This is a genomic window from Amycolatopsis sp. NPDC004625, assembly GCF_040609695.1.
Taxonomy (GTDB): Bacteria; Actinomycetota; Actinomycetes; order Mycobacteriales; family Pseudonocardiaceae; genus Amycolatopsis.
In genome coordinates this window covers 1-25,489 of the sequence record NZ_JBEXKX010000085.1, presented here as the reverse complement: position 1 = coordinate 25,489, position 25,489 = coordinate 1, and the positions used below count along the sequence as shown (strand labels likewise).

At 71.4% G+C, this 25,489-nt stretch carries 21 protein-coding genes; 14 read left to right on the top strand and 7 right to left on the bottom strand.

Annotated elements, in window-relative coordinates:
- Positions 1 to 107: 107 nt before the first annotated feature.
- Together ABZW17_RS44735 and ABZW17_RS44730 are read left to right on the top strand one after the other, a co-directional pair.
- A complete protein-coding gene (locus ABZW17_RS44735) occupies positions 108 to 947 on the top strand; it encodes an ABC transporter permease (RefSeq protein WP_354828467.1) in 840 nt (279 codons plus the stop codon).
- 8 nt (positions 948 to 955) lie between these two features.
- Positions 956 to 1,744, top strand: a complete 789-nt coding sequence (locus ABZW17_RS44730) for an ABC transporter permease (RefSeq protein WP_354828465.1) — start codon at positions 956 to 958, stop codon at positions 1,742 to 1,744.
- Here the strand turns inward: ABZW17_RS44730 and ABZW17_RS44725 are convergent.
- Positions 1,741 to 2,091: an SDR family NAD(P)-dependent oxidoreductase gene (locus ABZW17_RS44725; protein ID WP_354828463.1), complete on the bottom strand. Its 351-nt coding sequence runs from the start codon at positions 2,089 to 2,091 to the stop codon at positions 1,741 to 1,743. The two genes, ABZW17_RS44730 and ABZW17_RS44725, sit on opposite strands and share 4 nt — an antisense overlap.
- A 62-nt stretch (positions 2,092 to 2,153) precedes the next feature.
- Here ABZW17_RS44725 and ABZW17_RS44720 point away from each other — a divergent pair, with 62 nt between their 5' ends.
- Positions 2,154 to 2,549: a hypothetical protein gene (locus ABZW17_RS44720; protein WP_354828461.1), complete on the top strand. Its 396-nt coding sequence runs from the start codon at positions 2,154 to 2,156 to the stop codon at positions 2,547 to 2,549.
- On the opposite strand, the gene pip is transcribed toward ABZW17_RS44720, so the two are convergent.
- On the bottom strand, positions 2,535 to 3,479 hold the full coding sequence (gene pip, locus ABZW17_RS44715; protein ID WP_354828458.1) for a prolyl aminopeptidase: 945 nt from the start codon (positions 3,477 to 3,479) through the stop codon (positions 2,535 to 2,537). The genes ABZW17_RS44720 and pip overlap by 15 nt on opposite strands.
- Positions 3,480 to 3,980: 501 nt before the next feature.
- Between pip and ABZW17_RS44710 the strand changes: the two genes are divergently transcribed.
- On the top strand, positions 3,981 to 4,910 hold the full coding sequence (locus ABZW17_RS44710) for an undecaprenyl-diphosphate phosphatase (protein WP_354828455.1): 930 nt from the start codon (positions 3,981 to 3,983) through the stop codon (positions 4,908 to 4,910).
- Position 4,911: 1 nt separating this feature from the next.
- The gene (locus ABZW17_RS44705) at positions 4,912 to 5,760 is read left to right on the top strand and encodes a cytochrome c oxidase assembly protein (protein ID WP_354828452.1); all 849 of its coding nucleotides are present in this window, start codon (positions 4,912 to 4,914) and stop codon (positions 5,758 to 5,760) included.
- A gap of 5 nt (positions 5,761 to 5,765) precedes the next feature.
- Here the strand turns inward: ABZW17_RS44705 and panB are convergent, their stop codons facing one another.
- Positions 5,766 to 6,629 (bottom strand): 3-methyl-2-oxobutanoate hydroxymethyltransferase, encoded by an 864-nt coding sequence (gene panB, locus ABZW17_RS44700; RefSeq protein WP_354828473.1) that lies wholly within the window; start codon positions 6,627 to 6,629, stop codon positions 5,766 to 5,768.
- A 238-nt stretch (positions 6,630 to 6,867) separates the two neighbouring features.
- Between panB and lysX the strand changes: the two genes are divergently transcribed.
- From lysX to ABZW17_RS44685, 3 genes are all read left to right on the top strand, one after another.
- On the top strand, positions 6,868 to 10,191 hold the full coding sequence (gene lysX / locus ABZW17_RS44695) for a bifunctional lysylphosphatidylglycerol synthetase/lysine--tRNA ligase LysX (RefSeq protein ID WP_354828470.1): 3,324 nt from the start codon (positions 6,868 to 6,870) through the stop codon (positions 10,189 to 10,191).
- A gap of 64 nt (positions 10,192 to 10,255) precedes the next feature.
- Entirely contained in the window at positions 10,256 to 10,822 is a 567-nt protein-coding gene (locus ABZW17_RS44690) for a hypothetical protein (protein ID WP_354828449.1), read from the top strand.
- A gap of 61 nt (positions 10,823 to 10,883) precedes the next feature.
- Positions 10,884 to 11,474: a DinB family protein gene (locus ABZW17_RS44685; protein ID WP_354828446.1), complete on the top strand. Its 591-nt coding sequence runs from the start codon at positions 10,884 to 10,886 to the stop codon at positions 11,472 to 11,474.
- 150 nt (positions 11,475 to 11,624) lie between these two features.
- Here the strand turns inward: ABZW17_RS44685 and ABZW17_RS44680 are convergent, their stop codons facing one another.
- A complete protein-coding gene (locus tag ABZW17_RS44680; RefSeq protein WP_354828444.1) occupies positions 11,625 to 12,158 on the bottom strand; it encodes a methylated-DNA--[protein]-cysteine S-methyltransferase in 534 nt (177 codons plus the stop codon).
- A gap of 83 nt (positions 12,159 to 12,241) precedes the next feature.
- On the opposite strand from ABZW17_RS44680, the gene ABZW17_RS44675 reads away from it, so the two are divergent.
- Together ABZW17_RS44675 and ABZW17_RS44670 are read left to right on the top strand one after the other, a co-directional pair.
- On the top strand, positions 12,242 to 13,579 hold the full coding sequence (locus ABZW17_RS44675; protein ID WP_354828441.1) for a S8 family serine peptidase: 1,338 nt from the start codon (positions 12,242 to 12,244) through the stop codon (positions 13,577 to 13,579).
- On the top strand, positions 13,579 to 14,202 hold the full coding sequence (locus tag ABZW17_RS44670; protein ID WP_354828439.1) for a VOC family protein: 624 nt from the start codon (positions 13,579 to 13,581) through the stop codon (positions 14,200 to 14,202). The genes ABZW17_RS44675 and ABZW17_RS44670 overlap by 1 nt, the downstream gene beginning before the upstream one ends.
- Here ABZW17_RS44670 and ABZW17_RS44665 read toward each other — a convergent pair.
- Together ABZW17_RS44665 and secA2 are read right to left on the bottom strand one after the other, a co-directional pair.
- On the bottom strand, positions 14,199 to 15,920 hold the full coding sequence (locus ABZW17_RS44665) for an NAD+ synthase (protein WP_354828436.1): 1,722 nt from the start codon (positions 15,918 to 15,920) through the stop codon (positions 14,199 to 14,201). The two genes, ABZW17_RS44670 and ABZW17_RS44665, sit on opposite strands and share 4 nt — an antisense overlap.
- A 121-nt stretch (positions 15,921 to 16,041) precedes the next feature.
- Entirely contained in the window at positions 16,042 to 18,381 is a 2,340-nt protein-coding gene (gene secA2 / locus ABZW17_RS44660; protein ID WP_354828433.1) for an accessory Sec system translocase SecA2, read from the bottom strand.
- Between the two features lie 164 nt (positions 18,382 to 18,545).
- Here secA2 and ABZW17_RS44655 point away from each other — a divergent pair, with 164 nt between their 5' ends.
- Positions 18,546 to 20,096, top strand: a complete 1,551-nt coding sequence (locus ABZW17_RS44655; protein ID WP_354828431.1) for an alpha/beta hydrolase — start codon at positions 18,546 to 18,548, stop codon at positions 20,094 to 20,096.
- Here the strand turns inward: ABZW17_RS44655 and ABZW17_RS44650 are convergent, their stop codons facing one another.
- Positions 20,097 to 20,708: an LppX_LprAFG lipoprotein gene (locus ABZW17_RS44650; protein ID WP_354828428.1), complete on the bottom strand. Its 612-nt coding sequence runs from the start codon at positions 20,706 to 20,708 to the stop codon at positions 20,097 to 20,099.
- A gap of 87 nt (positions 20,709 to 20,795) precedes the next feature.
- Between ABZW17_RS44650 and ABZW17_RS44645 the strand changes: the two genes are divergently transcribed.
- The 3 genes from ABZW17_RS44645 to ABZW17_RS44635 all read left to right on the top strand — a co-directional run bounded on the left by ABZW17_RS44645 (position 20,796) and on the right by ABZW17_RS44635 (position 25,034).
- Entirely contained in the window at positions 20,796 to 22,076 is a 1,281-nt protein-coding gene (locus ABZW17_RS44645) for an MFS transporter (RefSeq protein WP_354828425.1), read from the top strand.
- 61 nt (positions 22,077 to 22,137) lie between these two features.
- Positions 22,138 to 23,481 (top strand): type I glutamate--ammonia ligase, encoded by a 1,344-nt coding sequence (glnA, locus tag ABZW17_RS44640; protein WP_354828422.1) that lies wholly within the window; start codon positions 22,138 to 22,140, stop codon positions 23,479 to 23,481.
- Entirely contained in the window at positions 23,481 to 25,034 is a 1,554-nt protein-coding gene (locus ABZW17_RS44635; RefSeq protein ID WP_354828419.1) for an amidase, read from the top strand. Before glnA ends, ABZW17_RS44635 begins: the two co-directional genes overlap by 1 nt.
- Positions 25,035 to 25,489 lie beyond the last annotated feature (455 nt).

Genomic DNA, 25,489 nt, shown 5'->3' with positions numbered 1-25,489 from the left:
ACGACACCACGACCGCGATGCTCGACTATTTCGTGCTGGCTTGAGTGTTTAGGGCGGTTCTAACCGCCCTAAACACTCACGACAACCTGCACCGACGAGAAGGTGACATGACCGCACTCTCGGCCTTCTTCTACCGGAAACCCAAGCTGCGCCTGGGTTTCCTGCTCTCGGCCCCGCTGCTCTGGCTCGGCCTGGCCTACCTGGGCGCGCTCGCCGCGCTGTTCGTCACGGCGTTCTGGCACACCGACGCCTTCACCGGCCAGGTCGTCATCGACTGGTCGCTGGACAACTTCAGGACGCTGTTCACCGACGCGGTGTACCGCACGATCACCTTCCGCACGGTCGGGATCGCGGCGCTGGTCACGGTGATCGACGCGGTCATCGCGTTCCCGATGGCCTACGCGATGGCCAAGCTCGCTTCGCCGCGCGCGCAACGGATCCTGGTGATCGCGGTGATGACGCCGCTGTGGGCGAGCTACCTCGTGAAGGCGTACGCGTGGCGCTCGATGCTGTCCGGAAACGGCGCCCTGAGCTGGCTTTCGCCCGGCTACGGCGTCACGGCGACGATCATCACGCTGTCGTACCTGTGGCTGCCGTACATGATCCTGCCGATCTACGCGGGCCTCGACCGCCTGCCGGACTCCCTGGTGGACGCCTCCGGCGACCTCGGCGCCCGTTCGCTGCGGACGTTCCGCTCGGTGATCCTGCCGCTGACGTTCCCGGCGATCGTGGCGGGCTCGATCTTCACGTTCTCGCTGTCCCTGGGCGACTACATCGCGGTGAAGATCGTCGGCGGCACGTCCCAGATGCTCGGCAACGTCGTCTACGACAACATCGGCGCGGCGAACAACCTCCCGTTCGCGGCGACGGTGGCGACCGTGCCGGTCGTGATCATGCTCGTGTACCTGGCCGCGGTGCGCCGCACCGGCGCGCTGGACAACCTCTAGGAGTGCTCGTGCGCAGGGTGTTGTGGGCGGCGTTGGGGCTGGGCCTGGCGGTGATCTACTTCCCGCTGGTGGTGGTGCTGCTCAACTCGTTCAACGCGGACACCACGTTCGGTTTCCCGCCGACCCGGTTCACCGTGGAGTGGTGGAGCCGCGCGGCGTCGAACGAAGGTGCGTTGCACGCGCTGTGGACGAGCGTGGAGGCGGGTTTGGCGGCGACGGCGATCGCCCTGGTGCTCGGCACGATGGCCGCGTTCGCGCTGCAGCGCTACCGGTTCTTCGGCCGCAACCCGGTGTCGCTGCTGATCATCCTGCCGATCGCGCTGCCGGGGATCGTCACGGGCATCGCGCTGAACAACGCGTTCCGGACGATCCTGGGCATCGACCTCGGCCTGCTGACGGCGATCATCGCGCACGCGACGTTCTGCATCGTGGTGGTGTTCAACAACGTGGTGGCAAGGCTGCGGCGGATGGGCGGCAACCTGGAGGAGGCGTCGATGGACCTCGGCGCGACGGGCCTCACGACGTTCCGTCTGGTGACGTTCCCGATGCTGCGGTCGGCGCTGCTCGCGGGCGGCCTGCTGGCGTTCGCGTTGTCGTTCGACGAGATCATCGTGACGACGTTCACCCTGGGCACGGGCATGGAGACGCTGCCGATCTGGATCTACGACAACCTGTTCCGGCCCAACCAGGCCCCGATCGTGAACGTGGTGGCGGCGGTTCTGATCGTGGCGTCGACGGTCCCGGTGTACCTGGCCCAGCGCCTGTCCGGCGACACAGCCTCGGGCGGCCGGCTCTAGTGCACTGACCGGATCGTGCCGCCGTCGACGCGGATCGTCGGGACCGCCGAGACGACGTTGGCTTCGTACATCGCGGTCCAGTCCTGCGGCGTCGCGTCGGCCCACCCGAGGTGGTCGTACGCGCCGGCGTTGTTGACCAGGATGTCGACGTCGCCCGCGGCCCGGGCGACCGCGTCCGCACCCGCGTCGGTCGACAAATCGCCCAGGGCGACGCCGGCCGCGCCGATCGAGGCCGCCACCTTCTCCGCCCTGACCGCGTCCCGGCCGTGGACCACCACGGCCGCGCCTTCCGCGGCCGGCAGCCGCGCGATCGCCTCGCCGAGACCGGCGCTGGAGCCGGTGACCAAAGCGCGTTTACCGCTACTTCGGCTCGAAGGGAGGGCTCTTCGCCGAGGTCGTCGACGCGGCGATGACCCGAGCGGACCGTCCTCACCGGCGACCCGGCGACCCGGCGACCCGGCGACCCGGCGACCCGGCGACGCTCGCCGCCGACCTCGCGGCCTCGCTCGGGCGCCGGACCGCGCCGGACGCCGAGCGGCTCGATCCGTTCCTGCTGGTGCTGCGTTCGGCGGCCAACCCGCGGGCCGCGGAGATCCTGCGGTCGGGCATCGAACGGCACGTCGAGCGGCATCTGACCGAGTTGCTCCCGGGCCGGGAGCAGCCGGGTCCGGCGCTGGCCCTGTCGGTGATCGCCGGGTTCTGGCTGATGCGCACCCTCATCGGCAGCACCGCGCTGAGCCGGGCGGACGAAGACGTCCTGCGGCGCAAACTCGAGCGGGTGTTCGCCGTGCTACTCGCGGAATGAGTCCGTCGCCGCGCGCAACGCGGCCAGTACGCCCGGGTCCGTCGCCGCGTGGCCGGCTCCCTCCAGCAGCTTCAACTCCGAGCCCGGCCACGCCCGGTGCAGCTCGTACGCCGTCACCGGGGGGCACACCGTGTCGTAGCGGCCCTGGACGATCACGCCCGGGATGCCCGCCAGCTTGCCCGCGTCGCGGATCAGCCGGCCGTCGTCGAGCCAGGCGCCGTGGCGGAAGTAGTGGACCGCGAGGCGGGCGAACGTCAGCGCGAACGCCGGGTCCGCGTACTGGTGGAGGAACGCCTCCTGCGGCACCACCGAAACCGTCGCGCCCTCCCACGTGCTCCACGCCACCGCCGCGCGGTTCCGGACGGCCTCGTCCGGGTCGTCGAGCAGGCGAGCGTAAGCCGACAGCGGATCGTCGCGCGAAGCAGCGGGGAGCGGGGCCAGGAACGCCTCCCACTCGCGCGGGAACAGGTGGGCCGCGCCGCCGCGGTAGATCCAGTCCAGCTCGCTCTGCCGGACCGTGAACACGCCCCGCAGGACGATTTCGCTGACCCGCGAAGGGTGCGTCTCGGCGTACGCGAGGGCGAGCGTCGCGCCCCACGAGCCGCCGAAGACCTGCCAGCGCTCGATGCCGAGCCACTCGCGCAGGACCTCCATGTCGGCGACCAGGTGCCACAGGGTGTTCGCCGTGAGGTCGTCCGCGCCCGGCGTCGACGCGCCGGAGCCGCGCTGGTCGAACTGGATGATCCGGTAGGCCGCGGGGTCGAAGTGCCGCCGGGTCACCGGGGCGATCCCGCTGCCGGGGCCGCCGTGCAGGACCACGACCGGCTTCCCGGCCGGGTTGCCCGCCTCCTGGCACCGGATCCGGTGCCCGTCGCCGACGTCCAGGAACCCTTCGGCGCGCGGACCGATCGGCGGGTAAAGCTCGTCCATGGCCGCCACTGTGACATCCGGGGCTGCGCCCCGGGCCGGGGGCTCCGCCACCCGGAGCCCCCACAAAGAAGCTGTGACATCCGAGCCTTGGCCGCCGCCCCGACACCCCGCCGCCGGGAATCGGGACGACGGCCAAGAAAGGTGGGGACCCGCCCCCGCCGCCGGGCTGAGCGGGTCCCCGGTCCGTGACGCGTCAGCGGCGAGCGGCCACTGGCGCGAACTTCCGGAGGACGGAGACCTGGTCGGTGCCGTCGGAGTGGTCACGACGGCCGGCGATCCGCACACGCATTTCCCGTCCTCCTCGTCGAGGTTCGATGCTTCGTCGTGGCGGCGACGGGCTAAACGCTAAGCCACGAGTCGAACACCAGTCAAGAACATGACTGATGTTCATGCATGTGAACGCCAGCTGTGAGGACGCTGAGCCGGGCCGTCCCCCTTGCCTCGGCCTAACGAATGGGCCGGTACTTTCCGGTGTCGGGATTTCAGAAAAAGGGGTACGGAATGTCCGCGGTGACCTACGTCGAGGCGATTGTCGTCGGGGCGTTGCAAGGGGTGTCGGAATTGTTTCCGGTGTCCAGTCTCGGCCACAGCATCCTGCTGCCCGCCTGGCTCGGCGGGGCGTGGCAGCGTGACCTGAGCATCGGCAAGGACTCGCCGTACCTGGCGGTGCTGGTGGCCATGCACGTCGCCACCGCGCTCGCGCTGGTGCTGTTCTTCCGCAAGGACTGGGTGCGGATCATCGGCGGGCTGTGGACGTCGATCCGCCGCCGCGAGGTCCGCACGCCGGACCAGCGGCTCGCCTGGCTGCTGGTGCTCGCCACCATCCCGGTCGGGCTGGCCGGCCTGCTCCTCGAGAGCGTGCTGCGCGACTTCCTCGGCAAGCCGGTGCCCGCAGCGATCTTCCTCGCCCTCAACGGCGGTGTCCTCTACGCCGCCGAGAAGTTCTCGCGGCCGAGCAAGGCGGCCGCCGAAGAGGACACGGTGGACTTTTCGGCCGAGGACACGATGGTGATGCGGGCGGTCTCCGTCGAGGAGGCGACCGACGTCCGGCTGGCGAAGCTGCGGGTCGGCGAGGCGGTGCTGATCGGCGCCGCGCAGATCCTCGCGCTGCTGCCGGGCATCAGCCGCTCGGGCATCACGATGGTCGCCGGCCTGCGCCGCGGCCTCGGCCACGAGGACGCCGCACGGTTCGCGTTCCTGCTCGCCACGCCGGTGATCCTGGCCGCGGGCGTGCTCAAGATGCCGACGCTGTTCGCCCCGGAGAACCACGCCTCGCTCGGCCCGGCGCTCGTCGGCAGCGTCGTCGCCGGGGTCGCTTCGTACATTTCTGTCCGGTTCCTCACCGGATACTTCGAAACGCGTACTCTGACCCCGTTCGCCATTTACTGCGTGGTCGCCGGAATCGGCAGCCTGATCTTCTTCGCGGTCTGACGTGCCGCTGACGTTCGACGCTCCGGCGCTCGGCTGCGTGCTCGTCCTGGGCACGCTCTACGTCCGCGCGGCCCGCGGCCGGGGGTGGCCGCCGGGCCGCACGACGGCGTTCCTCGCCGGGCTCGCCACGATCGTCGTCGTCACCTGCTCGCCGCTGGCGTTCTACGACACCACGTTCTTCTGGGTCCGCGCGGTCCAGACGGTCACGCTGCTGATGATCACGCCGCTGCTGCTCGCCCTGGGCGCGCCCATCCGGCTGCTCCTGGACACCGTCGACGCACCTCGGCTGCGCCGGCACGGCCGTGGCCCGCTCGCCCGCGCGCTGACGTTCCCGCCGGTCGTCACGGTCGTCCTGATCGCGCCGGTGCTGGTGCTGTACCTGACCCCGCTCTACGACCTCACGCTGCGCTCGGCGCTCGCCGGCGGCCTGGTGCGGCTCGTGCTCGTCATCGCCGGGTTCACGTACTTCTGGACGCGCCTGGGCCTTGATCCGACGCCGCGGGAGGACCCGCACCTGGTGTCGGTGTGGATCGCGTTCGCCGAGGTCGTCTTCGACGGCGCGCTCGGCCTGGTCCTGTGGCTCGGCCCGCTGCTCGCCCCGGCGCACTACGCGGCCGCGCACCCCGGCTGGGGGCCCGACCCGCGCACGGACCAGATCATCGGCGCGGGCGTGCTGTGGATCGGCGGCGACGTCGCCGGCCTGCCGTTCGTCGTCGCGTTGTTCGTGCGGTGGGCCCGCGACGACGAACGGCGTGCCGAGCAGATCGACGCCAAGCTGGACGAGGCGCCGCCGACCGGGTTGTGGTGGGAGAACGACCCGGCGCTCGCGGAACGGTTCAAGCGCCGGTGACCGCGCTAGTCGTGGAACGCGTGCTCCGGTGCCGGGAACTCCCCGCGCCGGACGTCCTCGGCGAACGCCGTCGCCGCGTTCTGCAGCACCGTGGCGACGTCGGCGTAGCGCTTGACGAACCGCGGTGCCTTGCCGCGCCGCAGCCCGGCCATGTCCTGCCAGACGAGCACCTGCGCGTCGCAGTCCGGCCCGGCGCCGATACCGACCGTCGGGATCTTCAGCTCGTGCGTGACGCGCTTGGCGGCCTCGGCGGGCACCATCTCCATCACCACCGCGAACGCCCCGGCCTCCTGCAGCGCCAGCGCGTCGGCGAGCAGCACGTCCGCCGCTTCGCCGCGCCCCTGCACCCGGTAGCCGCCGAGGTTGTGCTCGCTCTGCGGGGTGAACCCGATGTGGCCCATCACCGGCACGCCGGCCGAGGTCAGCGCCTCGACGTGCGGGGCGAACCGCCGGCCGCCTTCGAGCTTGACGGCGTGCGCGCGGCCCTCTTTCATGAAGCGCACCGAGGTTTCCAGCGCCTGCTGCGGCGAGAGCTGGTAGGAGCCGAACGGCAGGTCGGCGACCACGAGGGCGCGTTTGACCGACCGGGTGACCGCCCGGACCAGCGGCAGCAGCTCGTCGACCGTCACCGGCAGCGAGGTGTCGTAGCCGAAGACGTTGTTGGCCGCGGAGTCGCCGACGAGCAGCACGGGGATCCCGGCCTCGTCGAACAGCGCGGCGGTGTACATGTCGTAGGCGGTGAGCATGGGCCACGGCTCGCCGCGTTCCTTGAGCTCACGAAGGTGGTGGACACGGACCTTCCGGCCCGCGGCCGGCTTGGCGGCGGGTCCGGTGCCGTAGGGGGCGGGTTCTTCGGCGCTGGCAGACATCATCGTCGACCGTCCTTCCCTCGAGGCCTCGGCGAGGTCCCCGGGTCGTGGAGCAGAGGCGTCTCACAGAGTGACACGGCCCCGGACCGGCCCCAACCGCCTGCGACCAGCTTCACACCCCCGAGGACCATGGGCCGTCAGCCTTCAGGTTGATGTCCGGGGACAACCAATCCGGGTTCACTTACGTCAAGAAGAGGGCATGACCACCGAACGGCCGCGAAAGGCGACGAAACCACCCATGGGAAACCTCGCGAGCTCGCGTCCGCGCCTTCCCGCCTGGAAGGCGAAGGCCGGCGGCATCGTCGCGACCGTGGTCCAGCTGGCCGCCGTCTTCTCGGTGATCCTGCTGTTCACCAACGGCCCGCACGGGCGCCTCCTCAACGGCATCGACATGGGCTTCTCCGCCCTCAGCGTGCCGACCAGCGCCAGCCTGGTCATGGTGCTGCTGCTGGTCGTCCTGGGCGGGGCCCTGCGCCGCCGCAAGAAGGCGGCGCTCTACACGCTCGTGCTGTTCCAGGTCGGCGGGCTGCTGATCACCCTGGCCCTGCAGGCGACGCTGCTGTGGTCGCCCGAGCTGCTCTCGCTCGGGTCGAAGCAGGTGCGGCACATCCCGGTCCAGCTGTGGGCGCTGACCGCGGCCGACGTGCTGTCGGTGGGCCTGATCGTGTTCCTGCTCGCGCTGCGCCCGGCCTTCCCGGCCCGGCTCGCGCCGAGCGCCTGGCGCGACGGCCTGACCATGCTGTTCGGCGGCTTCGCCGTGGTCATCCTGGTCGGCTGGGGGCTGGTGGAGGCGTTCCCGGGCCACCTCGGCGACACGTGGGAGCGGTTCGCCTGGGTCGTCAACCACGCCACCGGCGAGAACCTGCAGCTGCGCCGGATCGGCGTCGGCGAGGGGCCGGGCTGGCTGGACGCCTTCCTCGACCTCAGCGCAACCGCGGTCGCCACCGGAGCCCTGTACCTGCTCTTCCGCGGCGTGCGCAGCCGCGGCCTGCGCACCGACGACGAAGAGCTCCGCCTGCGCCGCCTGCTCGCCGAACACGGCGAGGACGACTCCCTCGGCTACTTCGCGACCCGGCGCGACAAGAGCGTCGTCTTCGCGCCGAACGGCCGCGCGGCGGTGACCTACCGCGTCCTCGGCGGCACCAGCGTCGCCAGCGCCGACCCGGTCGGCGACCCGGAGGCGTGGCCCGACGCGGTCCGCGCGTGGCTTGACGAGACGCGCAGGTACGGCTGGACGCCGGGCGTGCTCGGGGCGAGCGAACGCGGCGCGAAGGTGTACACCGACGCGGGCCTGCGCGCCCTGGAAATCGGCGACGAAGCCATCCTCGACGTCCGCGACTTCAGCCTGGCCGGCCCCGAGCGGCGTTCGGTGCGCCAGGCCGTCAAGCGCATCGAGCGGGCCGGCTACACCTCGCGGGTCCGCCGCCACAGCGAAATCCCCGAGTTCGAGATGACCGGGCTGCTCTGGCAGGCGCAGGCCTGGCGCGGCGCGGAGACCGAACGCGGGTTCTCGATGGCGCTCGGCCGGCTCGGCGACGCCAGCGACGGCCGCAGCGTGATGGTCGAGGCGTACGACGCCCGCGGCGACCTGCGCGGCCTGCTGTCGTTCGTCCCCTGGGGCCGCCGCGGGCTGTCGCTGGACCTCATGCGCCGCGACCGCGACGCCGAGAACGGCCTCAACGAGTACATGATCGCCGAGGTCGTCGCGGCCGCGCAGCACCTCGGCGCGCAGCGGATCTCGCTCAACTTCGCGATGTTCCGCGCGGTGTTCTCCGAAGGCGAGCGCATCGGCGCCGGCCCCGTGCTGCGGGCCTGGCGCGGCATCCTGAGCGTGTTTTCGCGGTTCTTCCAGCTGGAGTCGCTGTACCGGTCCAACGCCAAGTACGGGCCGGACTGGGAGCCGCGGTTCCTCTGCTACTCCTCGGCCCGGCGGCTGCCGCGCGTCGGCATCGTCGCGGGCGCGCTCGAAGGGTTCGTCCCGACCGGACGGGCGCGGTCGCTGCGGCTGGAGACGGTCGGCGACGACTTCGTCGCCCGCGTCAAGGAGATCGAGGAGTCGGCGGCGACGCCGGCGCCGAAGACGGTGCGGCGGCCCGAGCAGGTCCGCGTCCGCATCGACAAGCTCGCCAAGCTGCGCGAGGCCGGCATTGACCCGTACCCGGTCGGGTTCCGGCGCGACGACCACATCGGCGACGTCGTGGCGAAGTTCGGCGACCTGACCCCGGACACCGCCACCGGGCACCGCGTCCGGATCGCCGGGCGCGTGCTGAACCTGCGCGTCCTCGGCGGCCTGTGCTTCGCGCGCATCAAGGACTTCAGCGGCGAGATCCAGCTGATGCTCGAGGCGGGCGAACTCGACCTCACCGGCTGGCGGACCGGCGTCGACCTCGGCGACCACGTCGGCATCAGCGGCCAGGTCGTGACGTCGAAGCGGGGCGAGCTCTCGGTGCTCGTCGACGAGTGGACGGTCACCGCGAAGTGCCTGCACCCGCTGCCCGACAAGCGCAAGGGCCTCACCGACCCGGAGACGCGGGTCCGGCAGCGCTACCTCGACCTGGCGGTCAACCCGGACTCGACGAACATGCTGCGGCTGCGGTCCACAGTGGTCCGCGCGGTGCGCGACCGGCTGCACCACGCCGACTACCTCGAGGTCGAGACGCCGATGCTGCAGACGGTCCACGGCGGCGCCAACGCCCGGCCGTTCGTCACCCACATCAACGCCTACGACATGCGGATGTACCTGCGGATCGCGCCCGAGCTGTACCTCAAGCGGCTGTGCGTGGCCGGCGTCGAGCGCGTCTTCGAGCTCAACCGCAACTTCCGCAACGAAGGCGTCGACGCGACCCACAACCCCGAGTTCACGATGCTCGAGGCGTACCAGGCGTACGCGGACTACGACACCATGCGGACGCTGACCCGCGAGCTCGTCCAGCACGCGGCCGAAGCGGCGTACGGCGCCCAGATCGTGCGGCGGCCCGACGCCGACGGCAAGGTCGTCGAGCACGACATCTCCGGCGACTGGCCCGTCGTGCCGGTCCACGAAGCCGTCTCGGCGGTGTTCGGCGAGCAGATCGACTCCGGGACGTCGGTGGCCGACCTGCGCCGCCTGTGCGCCGCCGCGGGCGTGCCGGTGGGGGAGGACCCGAGCCACGGCGACCTGGTGCTCAAGGCGTTCGAGCACCTCGTCGAGGGCGCGACCGTGCTGCCGACGTTCTACACCGACTACCCGACCGACGTCTCGCCGCTGACCCGCCAGCACCGGCGGGACCCGCGGCTGGCCGAGCGCTGGGACCTGATCGCGTTCGGCTCCGAGGTCGGCACCGCCTACACCGAGCTGACCGACCCGATCGAGCAGCGGCGGCGGCTGGAGGCGCAGTCCCTGCGCGCGGCCAGCGGCGACGTCGAAGCGATGGAGCTGGACGAAGATTTCCTGCTCGCCCTGGAGCACGGCATGCCGCCGACCGGCGGCCTCGGCCTGGGCGTCGACCGGCTGCTCATGATGCTCACCGGTGCCTCCATCCGCCAGACAGTCCTGTTCCCCTTCGTCCGTCCGCAGGCGTAACGGATCGGTCGAACTGGTCACGGTGACTCGGCCGGGGCACGGGGGGTCGCTTACTGTGTGCCTCGTGCGCACGGCTCGGTTCGTCTCGGCCCTCTTGATAGGGGTGGCCGTCCTCGCGTATTCGGGCTGGCTGCTGGAGTTCGTCCTGCCCACGGGCGTGTCCCCGGTGCGGGACCCGGCCGAGGCGCTGCTGGGCGGGCCGCCGGTGTTCCGGATCCTGCTCGCGGTGTCGGGGGTGGCGTTCCTGCTCGCCGGGCCCCCGCTGCACCGGCTCGGCCCGGTCCAGTGGTCGGCGCGGCTGAGCTCGATCTCGGTGAGCGCGTTCGGCGTCGTCGTGCTGCTGCAGGCCGCCTACCCCGAGCGCAGCGCCGTGTGGTCGTCGCTGCTCAGCGCCGTCCTGGTGGGCGGGGTGATCAGCCTGATCCTGTGGTGGCCGCCGGGCTGGCGCGCGCTCGCGGTCGCGGGCCTGGCGGTGGTGCTGGCCACCTGGCTGGCCGTGGTGCTCGCCCGGCAGTTCGACACGTTCGAGGGCGTGTTCACGCGGCTGCAGCTGGTGGTCCGCGCCGCGCTGTACAGCATCGGCGGGGCGTACGCCTTCGTGAAGCCGGCGCCGCGCCACACGCACCGGTAGCGGAATTGTCGGTGGTGGGTGGCACGATCGCCGCAACGAACCCACAGGCGGAAGGATCGACATGGCGGGAAACGTGCGCCCGGTGGCCGACGAGCGTGACGGGCTGCTGAGCTTCCTGGAGCAGCAGCGGTACGTGCTCAGGCTGGCCGCACACGGGCTGACCGACGAGCAGGCGAGACTCGCCTCGACGAAGAGCACGCTGTCGGTGGGCGGGCTGATCAAGCACGTCGCGAGCACCGAGTACAGCTGGATGGACACGGTCCTGCAGGTGCCGCAGAAGCCGTTCGCGGAAGGCGTCGCGGAGTACGAGGCCGCGCACCGGCTGGGCCCGGAGGAGACCGTGGCGGGCGTCCTGGCCCGCTACGACGAGGTGGCGGCCCGCACGGCGGAGGTCATCGCGGGCATCGACGACCTCGGCCAGGCGGTCCCGGTCCCGAAGGGCGTCCCGTGGTTCCCGCCGGACGTCGACGCCTGGTCGGTCCGCTGGGTCCTGCTCCACCTGATCCAGGAAACGGCCCGCCACGCGGGCCACGCGGACATCATCCGCGAGCACATCGACGGCGGCACGGCCTACCCCCTGATGGCCGCCGCCGAAGGCTGGCCCGAGTCCCCCTGGATCAAGCCCTGGACCCCTGCATCCCAACCCGCCTGACCCGGCCCGCCCCGCGAACCGACCCCCCAGGCACGCGAACCGACCCCCCAGGCACGCGAACCGACCGTCCAGGCACGCGAGATGCCCCTTCAGTCACGCGTGATGCCCTCCCAGACACGCGTGATGCCCCGCAGCGCACGGGCCGGCGGCTCAGAACAGCGTCGGCTCGTCCGCCAGGGCGCCCTCGATCACGAGCATCCGGCGTTTCGTCCCGACCCCGCCCCGCGCCGAGAACCCGCCGTCCTTCCCGCCGGCCGCCAGCACCCGGTGGCACGGCACGATGATCGGGAACGGGTTGTGCCCCATCGCCTGCCCGACGGCCTGCGCCGACCCCGGCTGCCCGAGCCGGTGCGCGATGTCGCCGTAGGTCAGCGTCCTGCCCGGCGGGATCGTCCGCGCGACTTCGTACGCGCGCCGGTTGAACTCCGGCACCCCGGTGAAGTCCAGCGCCACCGAAGCCAGGTCCTGACGCGCCCCGCCGAGCAACGCCACGATCCCGTCCACGGCTTCCCGCACCGGCGCCGGCGGCGTCCCCTCGACGGCGTCCGGGAACCGCCGGACCAGCCAGGCCCGAGTCCGCGAAGCACTGCCCTCGGGCAGGGACGTCCCGACGACGACGTCGTCGCGCCACGCGACCCCGCACACCCCGATCGCCGTGTCGAACACCGTGAACCCCGTCGTCATGCCGTCAGCCTACGACCGAAGAGGGGTACCGCCCCGCCCCGAATGATCGCTAAGTTCGGTTTGGGCGAATTCGAGGAGGACGCGTGCGGCGAGCAATCCTGGTGACGGCTCTGCTCCTGCTCGGCCTGGCCACCCCCGCGGCCGCCGACCCCCTGGTCATGCCGCACGTCGTCGTCGCGCACCACACGGCCTGGGCCGAACTCGCCATCAAGAAAGCCGGCGGCACGGTCGTCGCGAGCTACCCGCAGATCGGCGTCGTCGTCGCGTACACGGCGAAGGACGACTTCGCCGCGAAGCTCCGCAGAACACCCGGCATCGACGCCGTCGGCGCAACGCGCACCGCGAAGGTCCCGAGAGCGTTCTTCGCGCCCCGCAAGGACCTCCGCTACACCGGTCCCGGCTCGCCGAACTCCGGCCAGGTCCCGCCGGAGGGCACCGCGTGGGACGTCCCGGCGCTGCACCTGCCCGAGGCGCACCAGGTCACCGACGGCAGTAAGAACACCCTCGTCGGCGTCCTCGACGTCGGTGTCGACGACACCCACCCCGAGCTGAAGCCGGCGTTCGACCGCAAGAACTCCGTCTCCTGCCTGTCCGGCTGGCCGGACCGCGGCCCCGGCGCCTGGCGGCCCACGCTCGACGGCCACGGCACGCACGTCGCCGGCACGATCGCCGCCGCCCGCAACGGAACCGGCGTCGTCGGCGTCGCCCCGGGGGTCGGGATCGCCGCGGTCAAACTCGCCGAACTCGACGACACCGAGACGGCCGAGAGCATGGTCTGCGGGTTCGTCTGGGCCGCCGAACACGGCTTCGCGGTGGCCAGCAACAGCTACCGCTCGATCCCGTGGCGCTACAACTGCGACGACCAGCCGGACCAGGCCGCGGCGAAGCTCGCCGTCGGCCGGGCGGTCGCGTACGCGCAACGCCGGAACGTCCTCGTGGTCGCTTCCGCCGGCAACGCCGGCATCGACCTGGACAGCCGCTCGGTGGACAAGGAAAGCCCGGCCGACAGCACGCCGGTGGAGCGCCGGATCGACCCGAGCTGCACCCGCCTGCCGCATGAGCTGCCCGGCGTCGTCGGCACCGGCGCGCTCGACGAAAAGCTCGTCAAGGCAAGCTTCTCCAACTACTCGGCGTCCCGGATCAGCGTCGCCGCGCCCGGCGCGCGCGTCTGGTCGACCTGGCCGAACGGCGAATACCGGTCCGCGAGCGGGACGTCGATGGCCGCGCCGCACGCGAGCGGCGTCGCGGCCCTGATCGCGAGCGAGCACCCGCACTGGAGCGCCGAGCGGATCAAGCGCGCCCTCTACGCCACGGCGACACCGCTCCCATGCCCGGACGCCGTCTGCGCCGCCACGAAGGACGGAACCACCTACTACGGCCACGGGATGGTCGATGCGGCGAGGGCCGTCGGCGCGGGATGATGGCGCTCGTGCTCGATCACCTCGTCTACGCCGGCCCGGACCTCGCCGAGGCCGTCGCCCGCGTCACCGCGCTCACCGGCGTCACGCCCGCACCCGGCGGCCGCCACGTCGGCGTCGGCACGGCCAACCACCTCGCCGACCTCGGCGCCGGCATGTACCTGGAGGTGATCGGCCCGGACCCGGCGCAGCCGGACCCCGACGGGCCGCGGCCGTTCGGCATCGACGACCTGACCGAGCCGGCCCTGGTCGCCTGGGCGGTCCGCACGCCGGACATCGACGCGACGATCGCGTCGGCCCGCGCCCACGGCTTCGACCCGGGCGACGCGACCGAGATGTCCCGCGAAACCGCCGACGGCGAAACGCTGCGCTGGCGCCTGACCCCGCCGAGCGTCCCGGGCACGCTGCACCCGTTCCTGATTGACTGGGGTTCGACACCCCACCCGACGACGCGCGGGCTGCCGTCCCTGCCGCTGCTGATGGTCACCGGCGCCCACCCGGACCCGGATTCGGTGCTCGCGGTGACCGACGCGCTCGGCCTGGAGCTGCTGGTGCGCCGCGCGGACCAGGCCGGCCTGACGGCGGCCCTCCGGACTCCGGAAGGCCGCCAGGTCGCGTTGAGCTAGGCCTTGCCCTCGCGCCACAGGTTGGTCATCGGCAGCCGCCGGTCGCGGCCGAACGCCTTGAACGTGATCTTCGTGCCCGGCGGGTACTGGCGCCGCTTGTACTCGGCCTTGTCGACCATCCGGACCACGCGGTCGATGGTCTCCGGGTCGAACCCCGCCGACACGAGGTCCGCGTACCCGCGGTCGCCCTCGACGTAGTCGTCGAGGATGTCGTCCAGCAGCTCGTAGTCCGGCAGCGAATCGGTGTCCACCTGGCCCGGACGCAGCTCGGCCGACGGCGGCTTGGTGATCGAGTTCTCCGGGATCGGCGGGGTCTCGCCGTTCTTCACCGCTTCGGCGTTGCGCCAGCGGGCCAGCTGCCACACGTGCGTCTTGAAGACGTCCTTGATCGGGGCGAACGCGCCGACCGCGTCGCCGTAGATCGTCGAGTACCCGACGGCGAGCTCGGTCTTGTTGCCGGTGGCCAGCACCAGGTGACCGTCCAGGTTGGACAGTGCCATCAGGAGCATGCCCCGCGTCCGCGCCTGGATGTTCTCCTCGGCCAGCCCGGTCAGGGACAGCTGGTCGACGTACACGCGGACCATGTCCTCGACCGGCTCGACCCGGTAGTGCGCGCCGATCCGCCGCGCCAGGTCGGCGGCGTCGTCCTTCGAGTGCCCCGACGAGTACTTCGACGGCATCGAGACGCCGTGGACGTTGTCGCCGCCCAGCGCGTCCGCCGCCAGCGCCGCGCAGACCGCCGAGTCGATGCCGCCGGAGAACCCGAACGTCACCGACGAGAACCCGTTCTTGTGCACGTAGTCCCGCAGCCCGACGACCAGCGCGTGCCACACCTCGGCCTCGTCCGACAGCGGCTCGCTGATCACCGGCTCGGCGGTCGGCTCGTAGGAGGGCACCGGTTCCGCGCTCAGCACCCGGCGCCGGACGTGCAGCCCTTCGAGCTCGCCGTCGCCGGCGTGCCCGCCCGCGGCGAGGTCCGTGTCCAGCACGAGCAGGTGCTCGACGAACTGCGGCGCGCGGGCCAGCAGGGTGCCGTCCGCGCCGACGACGAGCGAGTCGCCGTCGAAGACGAGGTCGTCCTGCCCGCCGACCTGGTTGGTGTAGACCAGCGGCGCCCCGGCTTCGGCGGCGCGGCGCGCGATGAGCGGCAGCCGCTGCTCGTCCTTCGACCGCTCGTACGGCGACGCGTTCGGTGCGACGACGAGGTCGACGCCGGCGCGCCCGAGCGCCGAGATCGGGCCGCCGTCCTGCCAGATGTCCTCGCAGATGACCATGCCGATGTCGAGCCCGTGGAACCGGACGACGTCGAGCGTGGTGCCCGGCTTGTACCAGCGGTGCTCGTCGAAGACGCCGTAGTTGGGCAGGTGGTGCTTGAACTGCCGCGCGACGACCTCGCCGCGGTACAGCGCGGCGGCGGCGTCCCGCGGGCCGACGTCGTCGAGGTCGAGGTACCCGATGTAGGTGAGCACTTCACCGCACCCGGCCTCGTCGAGCCGGCGCGCCAGCGACTCGACCCCCTGCCGCGAGGCGGCGGCGAAGGTCTTGCGCAGCGAGAGGTCCTCGATCGGGTAGCCGGTCAGGGACATCTCGGGGAAAACGACGACGTGGGCGCCGGCCTCGGCGGCCCGGCGGGTCCATTCGACGTGCAGGTCGGCGTTGCCGTCGAGGTCGCCGACGGTGGGGTTGACCTGGGCGAGCGCGATGCGCAGTTGCGGCATGCCGCCATTCTGTCCCACGGTCACCCGGATGACCGAGCGAATGTGGGGGAAACGCCACGCCCTGCCGCAGCCGTCGTGAGTGGTAAGGCGAGTTAGAACGCGCCTTACCACTCACGAGCCGCTACTTGCGCTTGATCATGCTCCGGACCTTCTTGATGGTCTGCTCGAAGTCCGAATCGAACGGGTTGTCGTGCACGAGGTACGTCCACGTCGTGTTCGCCCGCCGGACGCCGGCGTCGCCGAGGTCGATGCCCTCGTCCGTCAGCTCCGCCTCTTCGAGCGTCTTCGCGGCCCGGGAGTCCGCCTCCGCGATGATCTTGTGGAACTCCGGGATCGCCGCGCGGTGGAACTCGTCCAGCGGCGTCTCGCGCGCCAGCGCCCGCAGGTGGATGCTCTCGCGGACGTCGGTCAGGTACGCCAGGTGGTCCGACCACAGCTGGTCGACGTGGAACAGCAGCACCTCGCGGCACATCTGCTCCAGCTTGTCCTGGTCGTCCAGCTTCTCCTTCAGCTCGCCGAACTTCTCCTCGTGCGCCTTCTCCAGCACCTCCGCCGCGTACGCGGTGCGAAGCACCTTGTCGCGGTGCACCAGCAGGTCACGCCGCTGCCGCTCGATCAGCCGCGTGTAGCGCCAGGTGTTGCGGTGGATCTCCAGGTCGACGCCCTCGGCGACGCGCTGGGCGTGGTTGAGCTGCCGCAGCGCCGCGTTGTCGGTGATCTCGCCGGTCTCTTCGTCGTCGACGATGCCCTCGGGCACGTCCGGCGCGTTCGACAGCACGAGTTCGTCGTTCAGGCTCGCGAAGAAGATCGCGCTGCCGGGGTCGCCCTGACGGCCGGACCGGCCGCGCAGCTGGCCGTCGAGCCGGCTCGACGGGTACCGCGCGGTGCCGATGACGTGCAGCCCGCCCAGCTCGACGACCTCTTCGCGGGTCGCCCCGTCGGTGCCGCCCAGCCGGATGTCGGTACCGCGGCCGGCCATCTGCGTGGACACGGTGACCGCGCCCTTCTTGCCCGCCTCGGCGATGATCGCGGCCTCTTCGGCGTCGTTGCGCGCGTTGAGCACGACGCACTCGAGGTCGACCTTCGCGAGCTTCTCGGCCAGCTCTTCGGACTCGGCGACGTCCTGGGTGCCGACGAGGATCGGCCGCCCGGTCTCGTGCACCGTGCGGATCTCCTCCTCGATCGCCCGCAGCTTCTGCGACGGCGAAGCGAAGACGCGGTCCTCGAGGTCCTCGCGGATGTTCGGGGTGTTCGGCGGGATGACCGCGACCTCGAGCTCGTAGAACTCCCGCAGCTGCTCGGCGACGGCGACCGCGGTACCGGTCATGCCGGCCACCTCGGGGTAGCGCGCCAGCAGCGCCTGGACGGTGATCGAGTCCAGGATCTCGCCGCGGTCGGTCGCGGTGACCTGCTCCTTCGCCTCGACGGCGGCCTGGAGGCCGTCCGGCCAGCGCTGCAGCTCGGCGACGCGGCCGCGGGCGGCGTTGATCAGCTGGACCTTGCCGTCGCGGACCAGGTAGTCGACGTCGCGGGTCAGCAGCGCGTGCGCGTGCAGGGCCACGTTCACCGCGGGCAGCCGGTCCGACGCCGTCTCGCCGTAGAGGTCGTCGACCTCCAGGCCGAGCGACTTCGCGACGACGGACGCGCCGGCGTCGGTCAGCCAGGCGTTGCGGCCCTCGCTGTCGGTCTCGTAGTGCAGGCCGAGGCGCAGCCGCCGGACGACCTTCGCGACCTCTTCGTCGGCGTCGGTGTGGTCGATCGAGCCGGCCATCACCAGCGGGACGCGGGCCTCGTCGACCAGCACCGAGTCCGCCTCGTCGACGATCGCGACCTCGGGGGCGGGCTGGACCAGGTCGTCGACCGACGTCACCAGCCTGTCCCGCAGGACGTCGAACCCGATCTCGGCCACCGCGCCGTACGTGACGTCCTTCGCGTACGCCTCGCGCCGCTCTTCGCGCGAGTGCGACGGCTCGACCCAGCCGACCGACACGCCGAGCAGCGCGTACACCGGACCCATCCACTCGGCGTCGCGGCGGGCCAGGTAGTCGTTGACGGTGACGACGTGAACGCGCTTTCCGCGGATCGCGTACCCGGCCGCGGCCAGCGCGCCCGCGAGGGTCTTGCCCTCACCGGTCTCCATCTGCACGACGTGCTTGGTCAGCAGGCCCATCGTGCCCAGCACCTGCACGTCGAACGCGCGCTCGCCGAGGGCGCGCCGCGCGGCCTCGCGGCCCAGCGCGCACACCTCGATCAGCTGCGCGTCGCCGAACGCGGTGTCCTTCAGCGTCTCGCGAAGCTTGCCCGCCCGCTCGGTCAGCTCCTCGTCGGAGAGCTTTTCGAGCTCGGGTTCGAGCTTCAGGACCGCGGGCAGCAGTGCTTCGTAGCGGGTCAGCTCGACGCTGCCCGGCCGCTGGATGATCCGGCGGAGCTTCTTGCCCACCCGGCTGATCAGTGCTGCCACCCCTGGTCTCCCGTTCTCTCTCGCTCGACCGGCTTCCACCACCCAACGCGACGGTGGTGCGTTCGAGTTCCGCGGCCGGATGGGACGATCCAACCGTGTTCCCTCATCCCAGCGCCAGGTCCGGTCGTATCCGACGCCGCCGGATCACCGCAATTGCGACATCCGTGCTGATCGCGGCCCCGCTGGCCGCCTGCACGTCCACCGGAACGGCGGTGCCCGCCCCGACGACCGAGTCGCACCCGCCGTCCGGGCCGGTGCCCGCCGGGCTGGAGCGGTTCTACGGCCAGAGCCTGTCCTGGGCCGACTGCGCACCTTACGCGACGTCGGAAGACTCGAGGTCGGCGTTCCAGGCGAAGGACGTCCAGTGCGCGCGCCTGACCGTGCCGCTGGACTACGCCAAGCCGGCCGGGGACACCATCACGCTCGGCCTGCTCCGCCGCAAGGCCACCGGCGACCGGATCGGGTCGCTCGTGGTCAACCCCGGCGGGCCGGGTGCGTCGGGCATGGTCGCCGCGGCCGGGCTGGTCAAGCCGGCCACGGGCAGCGGCCTGGGCAAACGCTTCGACCTGGTCGGATTCGACCCGCGGGGGATCGGCGCGAGCCAGCCGGCCATCCACTGCCTGACCGACTCCGAGCGCGACGCCGACCGCGCCGACGACAGCGAGACCGACGGCTCGCCGGCGGGCGTGCAGAAGCAGGAAGGGCAGGAAAAGGACTTCGCCGCGAAGTGCGCCCAGCGCACCGACGACGGCACCGGGATGCTCGCCAACGTCGGCACCCGCGACGTCGTGAAGGACCTGGACGTCCTGCGCTCGGTCCTCGGCGACGAAAAGCTGACCTATCTGGGCTACTCCTACGGCACCCGGATCGGGTCGGCCTACGCCGAGGTGTTCCCGAAGAACGTCCGCGCGATGGTCCTCGACGGCGCGGTCGACCCGGAGCAGGACGCGGTCGAGTCGCTGGTCGCGCAGGGCCAGGGCTTCGGGACGGCGTTCACGCAGTTCGCGAAGTGGTGCACGGCCCAGCAGGACTGCGCGCTCGGCGCGAACCCGGACGGCGCGGTGAAGGCGTTCCAGGACCTGGTCCGGCCGCTGATCGACTTCCCGGTGCCGGTCGGCGACGGCCGCAAGCTCTCCTACGAGGACGCGACCACCGGCGTCATCCAGGCGCTCTACCAGCAGACCCTCTGGGACACCCTCAACTCGGGCCTCAACGAGCTGAAGCAGCAGCGCGGCGCGACGCTGGAGAAGCTCGCCGACATCTACAACGAGCGCGACTCCGACGGCCGGTACGGCACCACGCAGGACGCCTTCACGGCGATCCGCTGCGTCGACGACCCGCGCGTCACCGACCCGGCCGTCATCCTGCGGGCGCAGGAGGAGTACGTGAAGGTGGCGCCGTTCCTCGACGACGGCCGCCCGGCTTCGGCGGCCCGCGACGCCTGCGCGTTCTGGCCGGTGCCGAACACCTCGGAGCCGCACGTGCCGAACGTCGAAGGGCTGGCGAAGACGCTGGTCATCTCGACGACGAACGACCCGGCGACGCCGTACCAGGCCGGCGTCAACCTCGCGAAGGGCCTGAAGGGCGCGCTGCTCACGTTCGAAGGCACCCAGCACACGGTGTTCCTGCAGGGCGTGAAGTGCGTGGACGAGGCCGGCACGGACTACCTGGTCGACGGCACGGTGCCGCCCGAGGGCAAGCGCTGCTCGCCGTAGCTACGCCTGTTTGGTCAGCGACAGCTCGATCATCACCGGGCTGAGGTGGTTGTCGGGCGGCGGGATCTGCACCCACAGCCGCGCGAAGCGCCGCGGGCCGCCGTCGTCGGACACCCAGACCTTGACGTTGAGGTCGGCGTCGACGGCGGCGAGGACGCTGTGCGCCACCGCGGCGGGGACCCGCCCGGCCACCCGCAGCGCAGGTGCGCCGTCGACGTTCTCGCGGCCTTCGGTTTCGGCGTCGGTCACCCCGTCGAGCAGCCGCTTCAGCCCGCCTTCCCGGCCGAGGAACGCGCTGACCGGGTACGGCGGCTTCTGGCTGTCGTGCACGTCGAACGGGTACTTGGTGTGCCCGTCGCCGTCCTGGACGTCGGCCGTGCCTTTCGCGGCGCCACCGCCGGCCAGCGTCGCGTCGCCCTCGATCTGGCGGAGCGGGAACCCCGGGAGCACGCCGTTGACGCCGGCCGCGAAGTGCACGCTGCGCACCGAGGCGAACGACGTCGCCGCCGCGTGGACCAGCTCGGATCCCGCCGGGAACGGCCCGCGCGTGTCGGGCGATCCGGTGCAGCCGGCCGTCAGCAGGAGCACGAGCAGGAGGGCGAGGCGACGCATCCCCGAAGCCTACTGATGGCCTGATCCTTGCGGATGATGTCCTTCCGGCCACTATCCTCCGCACGCGCGCGCGAAGAGACTGCCAGGGTGACTGTCGAAACCCGTCCCGCCCCGAAGCTGCACCGCGCCTGGCTGATCGCCGGGGCCGCCTTCGTCGCGCTGCTCGCCTCCGCCGGCTTCCGCGCCGCTCCCGGTGTCCTCATCGACCCGCTGCACGAGGAGTTCGGCTGGTCCCGCACCACGATCAGCTCGGCCGTCTCGGTCAACCTCGTGCTCTTCGGCCTCTTCGCGCCCTTCGCGGCCGCGCTGATGGAGCGCTTCGGCATCCGCCGCGTCTCGGCGACGGCGTTGACCGTGATCGCGCTCGGCGCGGGCGGCACGGTGTTCATGACCGCGAGCTGGCAGCTCGTGCTGTGCTGGGGCGTCCTGGTCGGGCTGGGCACCGGCTCGATGGCCATGGGCTTCGCCGCGATGGTCGCGACCCGCTGGTTCGTCCGCAGCCGTGGCGTCGTCACCGGCGTCCTGACCGCGGCGGGCGCCACCGGCCAGCTGATCTTCCTGCCGCTCATCGCGAACCTGGCGGTGACCTCGGGCTGGCGGACGGCCTCGCTGGTGATCGCGATCGCCGCGCTCGCCGTCGTCCCGGTGGTCCTGCTGGTGATCCGCGACCACCCCGCCGACGTCGGTACCACGGCCTACGGCGCGCCCGCCGACGCCGAGGTCGCGCGCCCGGCCGCGAAGACCGGCTCGGTCCGCCGGGCCCTCTCCGTACTGGGCCAGGCCGCGCGGACCCGGACGTTCTGGCTGCTCGCGGTCGGCTTCGCGATCTGCGGCGCGACGACCAACGGCCTGGTCGGCACCCACTTCGTGCCCGCCGCGCACGACCACGGCATGCCGCAGACGACCGCGGCCGGCCTGCTGGCCCTGGTCGGCGTGTTCGACGTCGTCGGGACGATCTTCTCCGGCTGGCTCACCGACCGCGTCGACCCGCGGATCCTGCTCGGCGTCTACTACGCCCTGCGCGGGCTTTCGCTGGCGCTGCTGCCGCAGCTGTTCACCGACTCGGTGCAGCCGAGCATGTGGGCGTTCATCCTGTTCTACGGCCTCGACTGGGTGGCCACGGTCCCGCCGACCGTCGCTCTCTGCATCCGGGCGTTCGGCGACGCCGGCCCGATCGTGTTCGGCTGGGTCTTCGCCTCCCACCAGCTCGGCGCGGCGTTCGCCGCGTCGGCCGCCGGCCTGGTCCGCGACCAGCTCGGGAACTACACCCTGGCCTGGTATTCCGCCGCGGTCCTGGCCGTCATCGCGTCGGCCGCTTCGCTGGCCATCACCCGGGCGAAGAAACCCGTCGCGGTGCTCGCGACGTGACTTCGGCGGCCACGGCGCGTCGTGAAACACGCCGTTAACACGCTGTGGTTAGGGTGCGGCCATGGATCGCCAGCAGGAATTCGTGCTCCGCACGCTCGAGGAGCGCGACATCCGTTTCGTTCGTCTCTGGTTCACCGATGTGCTGGGGTTCCTCAAGTCCGTCGCGGTCGCGCCGGCCGAGCTCGAAGGCGCGTTCAACGACGGAATCGGCTTCGACGGCTCAGCCATCGAGGGCTTCGCGCGCGTCTACGAATCGGACATGGTCGCCAAGCCCGACCCGGCGACGTTCCAGGTGCTGCCCTGGGAGACCCCCGACGGCGGCCCGTACTCGGCCCGCATGTTCTGCGACATCGCGATGCCGGACGGTTCGCCGTCCTGGGCCGACCCACGGCACGTGCTGCGCCGCCAGCTGTCGAAGGCCGCGGAGGCCGGCTTCACCTGCTACGTCCACCCCGAGATCGAGTTCTTCCTCCTCTCGAACATGCCGGAGGACGGCAGCGAACCCGAGCCCGCCGACAACGGCGGCTACTTCGACCAGGCCAGCCACGCCACGGCGACGCACTTCCGCCGACACGCCATCGAGACCCTCGAGGCGATGGGCATCTCGGTCGAGTTCAGCCACCACGAAGGGGCACCGGGTCAGCAGGAAATCGACCTCCGCTACGCCGATGCGCTGACGATGGCCGACAACGTGATGACGTTCCGTTACGTCGTCAAGGAGGTCGCCCTGACCCAGGGCGTGCGCGCCACGTTCATGCCGAAGCCGTTCACCGACCAGCCCGGTTCGGGCATGCACACGCACGTCAGCCTGTTCGAAGGCGACCGCAACGCCTTCTACGACGCCGAGGATCCCCACGAGCTGTCGGAGACCGGCAAGGCCTTCGTCGCCGGGGTGCTCCACCACGCGAAGGAGATCTCGGCGGTCACCAACCAGTGGGTGAACTCGTACAAACGCCTGATCAGCGGCAGTGAGGCGCCGACGACGGTCTCGTGGGGCCGGGCGAACCGCTCGGCGCTCGTCCGGGTCCCGATGTATTCACCCGGAAAGGCGTCATCCCGGCGGGTGGAGATCCGTACCCTGGACTCGGCGTGCAACCCGTACCTCGCGTACTCGGTCATCCTGGCCGCGGGGCTGAAGGGGATCGAGAAGGGGTACGAGCTGCCGCCGCCCGCCGAGGACAACATCTGGCAGCTGAGCGACTCCGAGCGGCGCGCCGCCGGGTACGCGCAGCTACCGCAGAACCTGGGAGAGGCCCTGGCCGAGATGGAGAAGTCCGAACTGCTGCCGGAAGCGCTCGGCGAGCACGTCTACGACTTCTTCCTCCGGAACAAGCGGGTGGAGTGGGACAACTACCGCAGCGCGGTCACCCCGTACGAACTCCGAACCCTGTTGCCGGTGCTCTGATGGGGCGGCGGCCGGTGTTCCTCGCGGTCCTGGCCGCCGCACTCGTGCTCGTCCCCGCGGCACCCGCGGTTGCTTCCCCGAAGTTCGACCTCGACTCCGCCGACATCCCGGCCCTGCAGGCGCGGATGGCGTCCGGCCGGCTCACTGCCGTGGGCCTGACCAGCACTTACCTCGACCGGATTCACCGGATCGACGGTAAGGTCAACGCGGTCCTGGCCCTCAACCCGGCCGCGCTCTCGCAGGCTTCGGCCAGCGACGCACGGCGTCGCACGCACCACCTGCGCGGGCCGCTCGACGGCATCCCGGTGCTGGTCAAGGACAACGTCGACACGCGCGACCAGTGGACGACGGCCGGTTCGCGGGCGTTGCGCAGTCGTCCCGCCGCGGACGCAACACTGATCACCCGGTTGCGGGACGCCGGCGCGGTCATCCTCGGCAAGGCGAACCTGTCCGAATGGGCGAACTTCCGCGCCGCGAAGCCGACGTCCGGCTGGTCGGGCGTCGGCGGCCAGACGAACAACCCGTACGTGCTGGACCACAACCCGTGCGGGTCGTCCGCCGGATCGGCGGCCGGCGTCGCGGCATCGCTGGCCCAGGTGGCGATCGGCTCGGAGACCGACGGCTCGATCGTGTGCCCGGCCGGGATGACGGCGACGGTCGGCCACAAACCCAGCCTCGGCCTGGTCAGCCGCACGGGCGTGGTGCCGATTTCGGCCGAGCAGGACACCGCGGGCCCGATCGCCCGCAACGTCGTCGACGTGGCGCTGACCCTGTCGGTCCTGCAGGGGCGTGACCCCGCGGACCCGGCCACCCTGACCTACCCGCGGACGCAGCCGACGGACTACGCGAAGCTGCTTCGCCCGGGTGTCCTGCGCGGCGCTCGCATCGGTCTCTGGCGGCTGCCGGTCCTCGGCCCGGAAACCGACGCGATCATGACGTCGGCCAGGAACTCCCTGGTCAAGGCGGGGGCGACGGTCGTCGAGGTGACGTTGCCCTACCAGGCGCGGCTGGGGGAGCTGGAGTTCCCGGCGCTGCTGACGGAGTTCCACCGCGACATCGACGCGTACCTGGCCACCCGCCCGCGCGGCCCGCGCAACCTGGCCGAGCTGATCGCGTACAACCGCGCGGACCCGCTGGAGCGGACGTGCTTCGCCGGGCAGGAGCTGTTCGAGCAGGCGCTGGCCGCGCCGCCGCCGACGGACCCGGGGTACCTCGCCGGCCGGGCGGAGCTTTCGGACCTCGCGCGCCGGTCGTTGGACGAGACGCTGGCGAAGTACCACCTGGACGCGATCGCCTCGCCGACCAACCCGCCGGCGTGGAAGACGGACTGCGCGGTGGGCGACGACGACGTGATCCCGTCGTCGACCCCAGCGGCGGTGGCGGGCTACCCGGACGTGACCGTGCCGGCCGGGTTTGCCGGACCCCTCCCGGTGGGCATCTCGTTCATGGGCGCCCGGTGGTCCGACGCCCGGGTGCTGGCGTTCGCCGCGGACTTCTCGCGCGTGGCGCCGGTGCGGGTTCCGCCCCGGTACCTGCCGTCGTTGCCGTCGTAGCGGCGGCCGGTCTCGGCACGCCTCCGGCGGCCTGGGCCGTCGTAGCCCTCCGTGAGCGTCCTGACCTGCGCAAATGGCGTTAAGTGACCCCCCTGTTTTGGGGCGGTTTGGGGGCATGTAATCTTCTCTTCGTCGCCAGGAACACCGGGTCACACCGGGGCCGCAAGCCCCGGAGACCAGGCCGGGACGAGCGGGTTGACACCGCGGATCGGACCGGGTAATGTTCAGCGTCGGCCCACGAGCGGCCGCCGACCCCCTACGACTAAACCCGTAGGCTGAGGCATGCTCGACCAAAAGCTTGTGAATATCGCTTGGAACAACTGCCGAGGATTTGGCCGCCGATAAAGCGGATGGATCCGGAGTGTGTTGCTTGAGAACTCAACAGTGTGCTAGTGAACTAAGCCAGTAGAGCTTATGTATTGAACCTCGTATGAGGTTCCTTTGAGAGCATTAAA

Excerpts from the sequence above, each read along its gene's own strand:
- ABZW17_RS44710 (WP_354828455.1), top strand. The coding sequence starts at position 3,981 with ATGTCCGCGGTGACCTACGTCGAGGCGATTGTCGTCGGGGCGTTGCAA.
- ABZW17_RS44735 (WP_354828467.1), top strand. The coding sequence starts at position 108 with ATGACCGCACTCTCGGCCTTCTTCTACCGGAAACCCAAGCTGCGCCTG.
- panB (WP_354828473.1), bottom strand. The coding sequence starts at position 6,629 with ATGTCTGCCAGCGCCGAAGAACCCGCCCCCTACGGCACCGGACCCGCC.
- lysX (WP_354828470.1), top strand. The coding sequence starts at position 6,868 with ATGGGAAACCTCGCGAGCTCGCGTCCGCGCCTTCCCGCCTGGAAGGCG.
- glnA (WP_354828422.1), top strand. The coding sequence starts at position 22,138 with ATGGATCGCCAGCAGGAATTCGTGCTCCGCACGCTCGAGGAGCGCGAC.
- ABZW17_RS44665 (WP_354828436.1), bottom strand. The coding sequence starts at position 15,920 with ATGCCGCAACTGCGCATCGCGCTCGCCCAGGTCAACCCCACCGTCGGC.
- pip (WP_354828458.1), bottom strand. The coding sequence starts at position 3,479 with ATGGACGAGCTTTACCCGCCGATCGGTCCGCGCGCCGAAGGGTTCCTG.
- ABZW17_RS44720 (WP_354828461.1), top strand. The coding sequence starts at position 2,154 with ATGACCCGAGCGGACCGTCCTCACCGGCGACCCGGCGACCCGGCGACC.
- ABZW17_RS44680 (WP_354828444.1), bottom strand. The coding sequence starts at position 12,158 with ATGACGACGGGGTTCACGGTGTTCGACACGGCGATCGGGGTGTGCGGG.
- ABZW17_RS44685 (WP_354828446.1), top strand. The coding sequence starts at position 10,884 with ATGGCGGGAAACGTGCGCCCGGTGGCCGACGAGCGTGACGGGCTGCTG.
- ABZW17_RS44650 (WP_354828428.1), bottom strand. The coding sequence starts at position 20,708 with ATGCGTCGCCTCGCCCTCCTGCTCGTGCTCCTGCTGACGGCCGGCTGC.
- ABZW17_RS44635 (WP_354828419.1), top strand. The coding sequence starts at position 23,481 with ATGGGGCGGCGGCCGGTGTTCCTCGCGGTCCTGGCCGCCGCACTCGTG.
- ABZW17_RS44670 (WP_354828439.1), top strand. The coding sequence starts at position 13,579 with ATGGCGCTCGTGCTCGATCACCTCGTCTACGCCGGCCCGGACCTCGCC.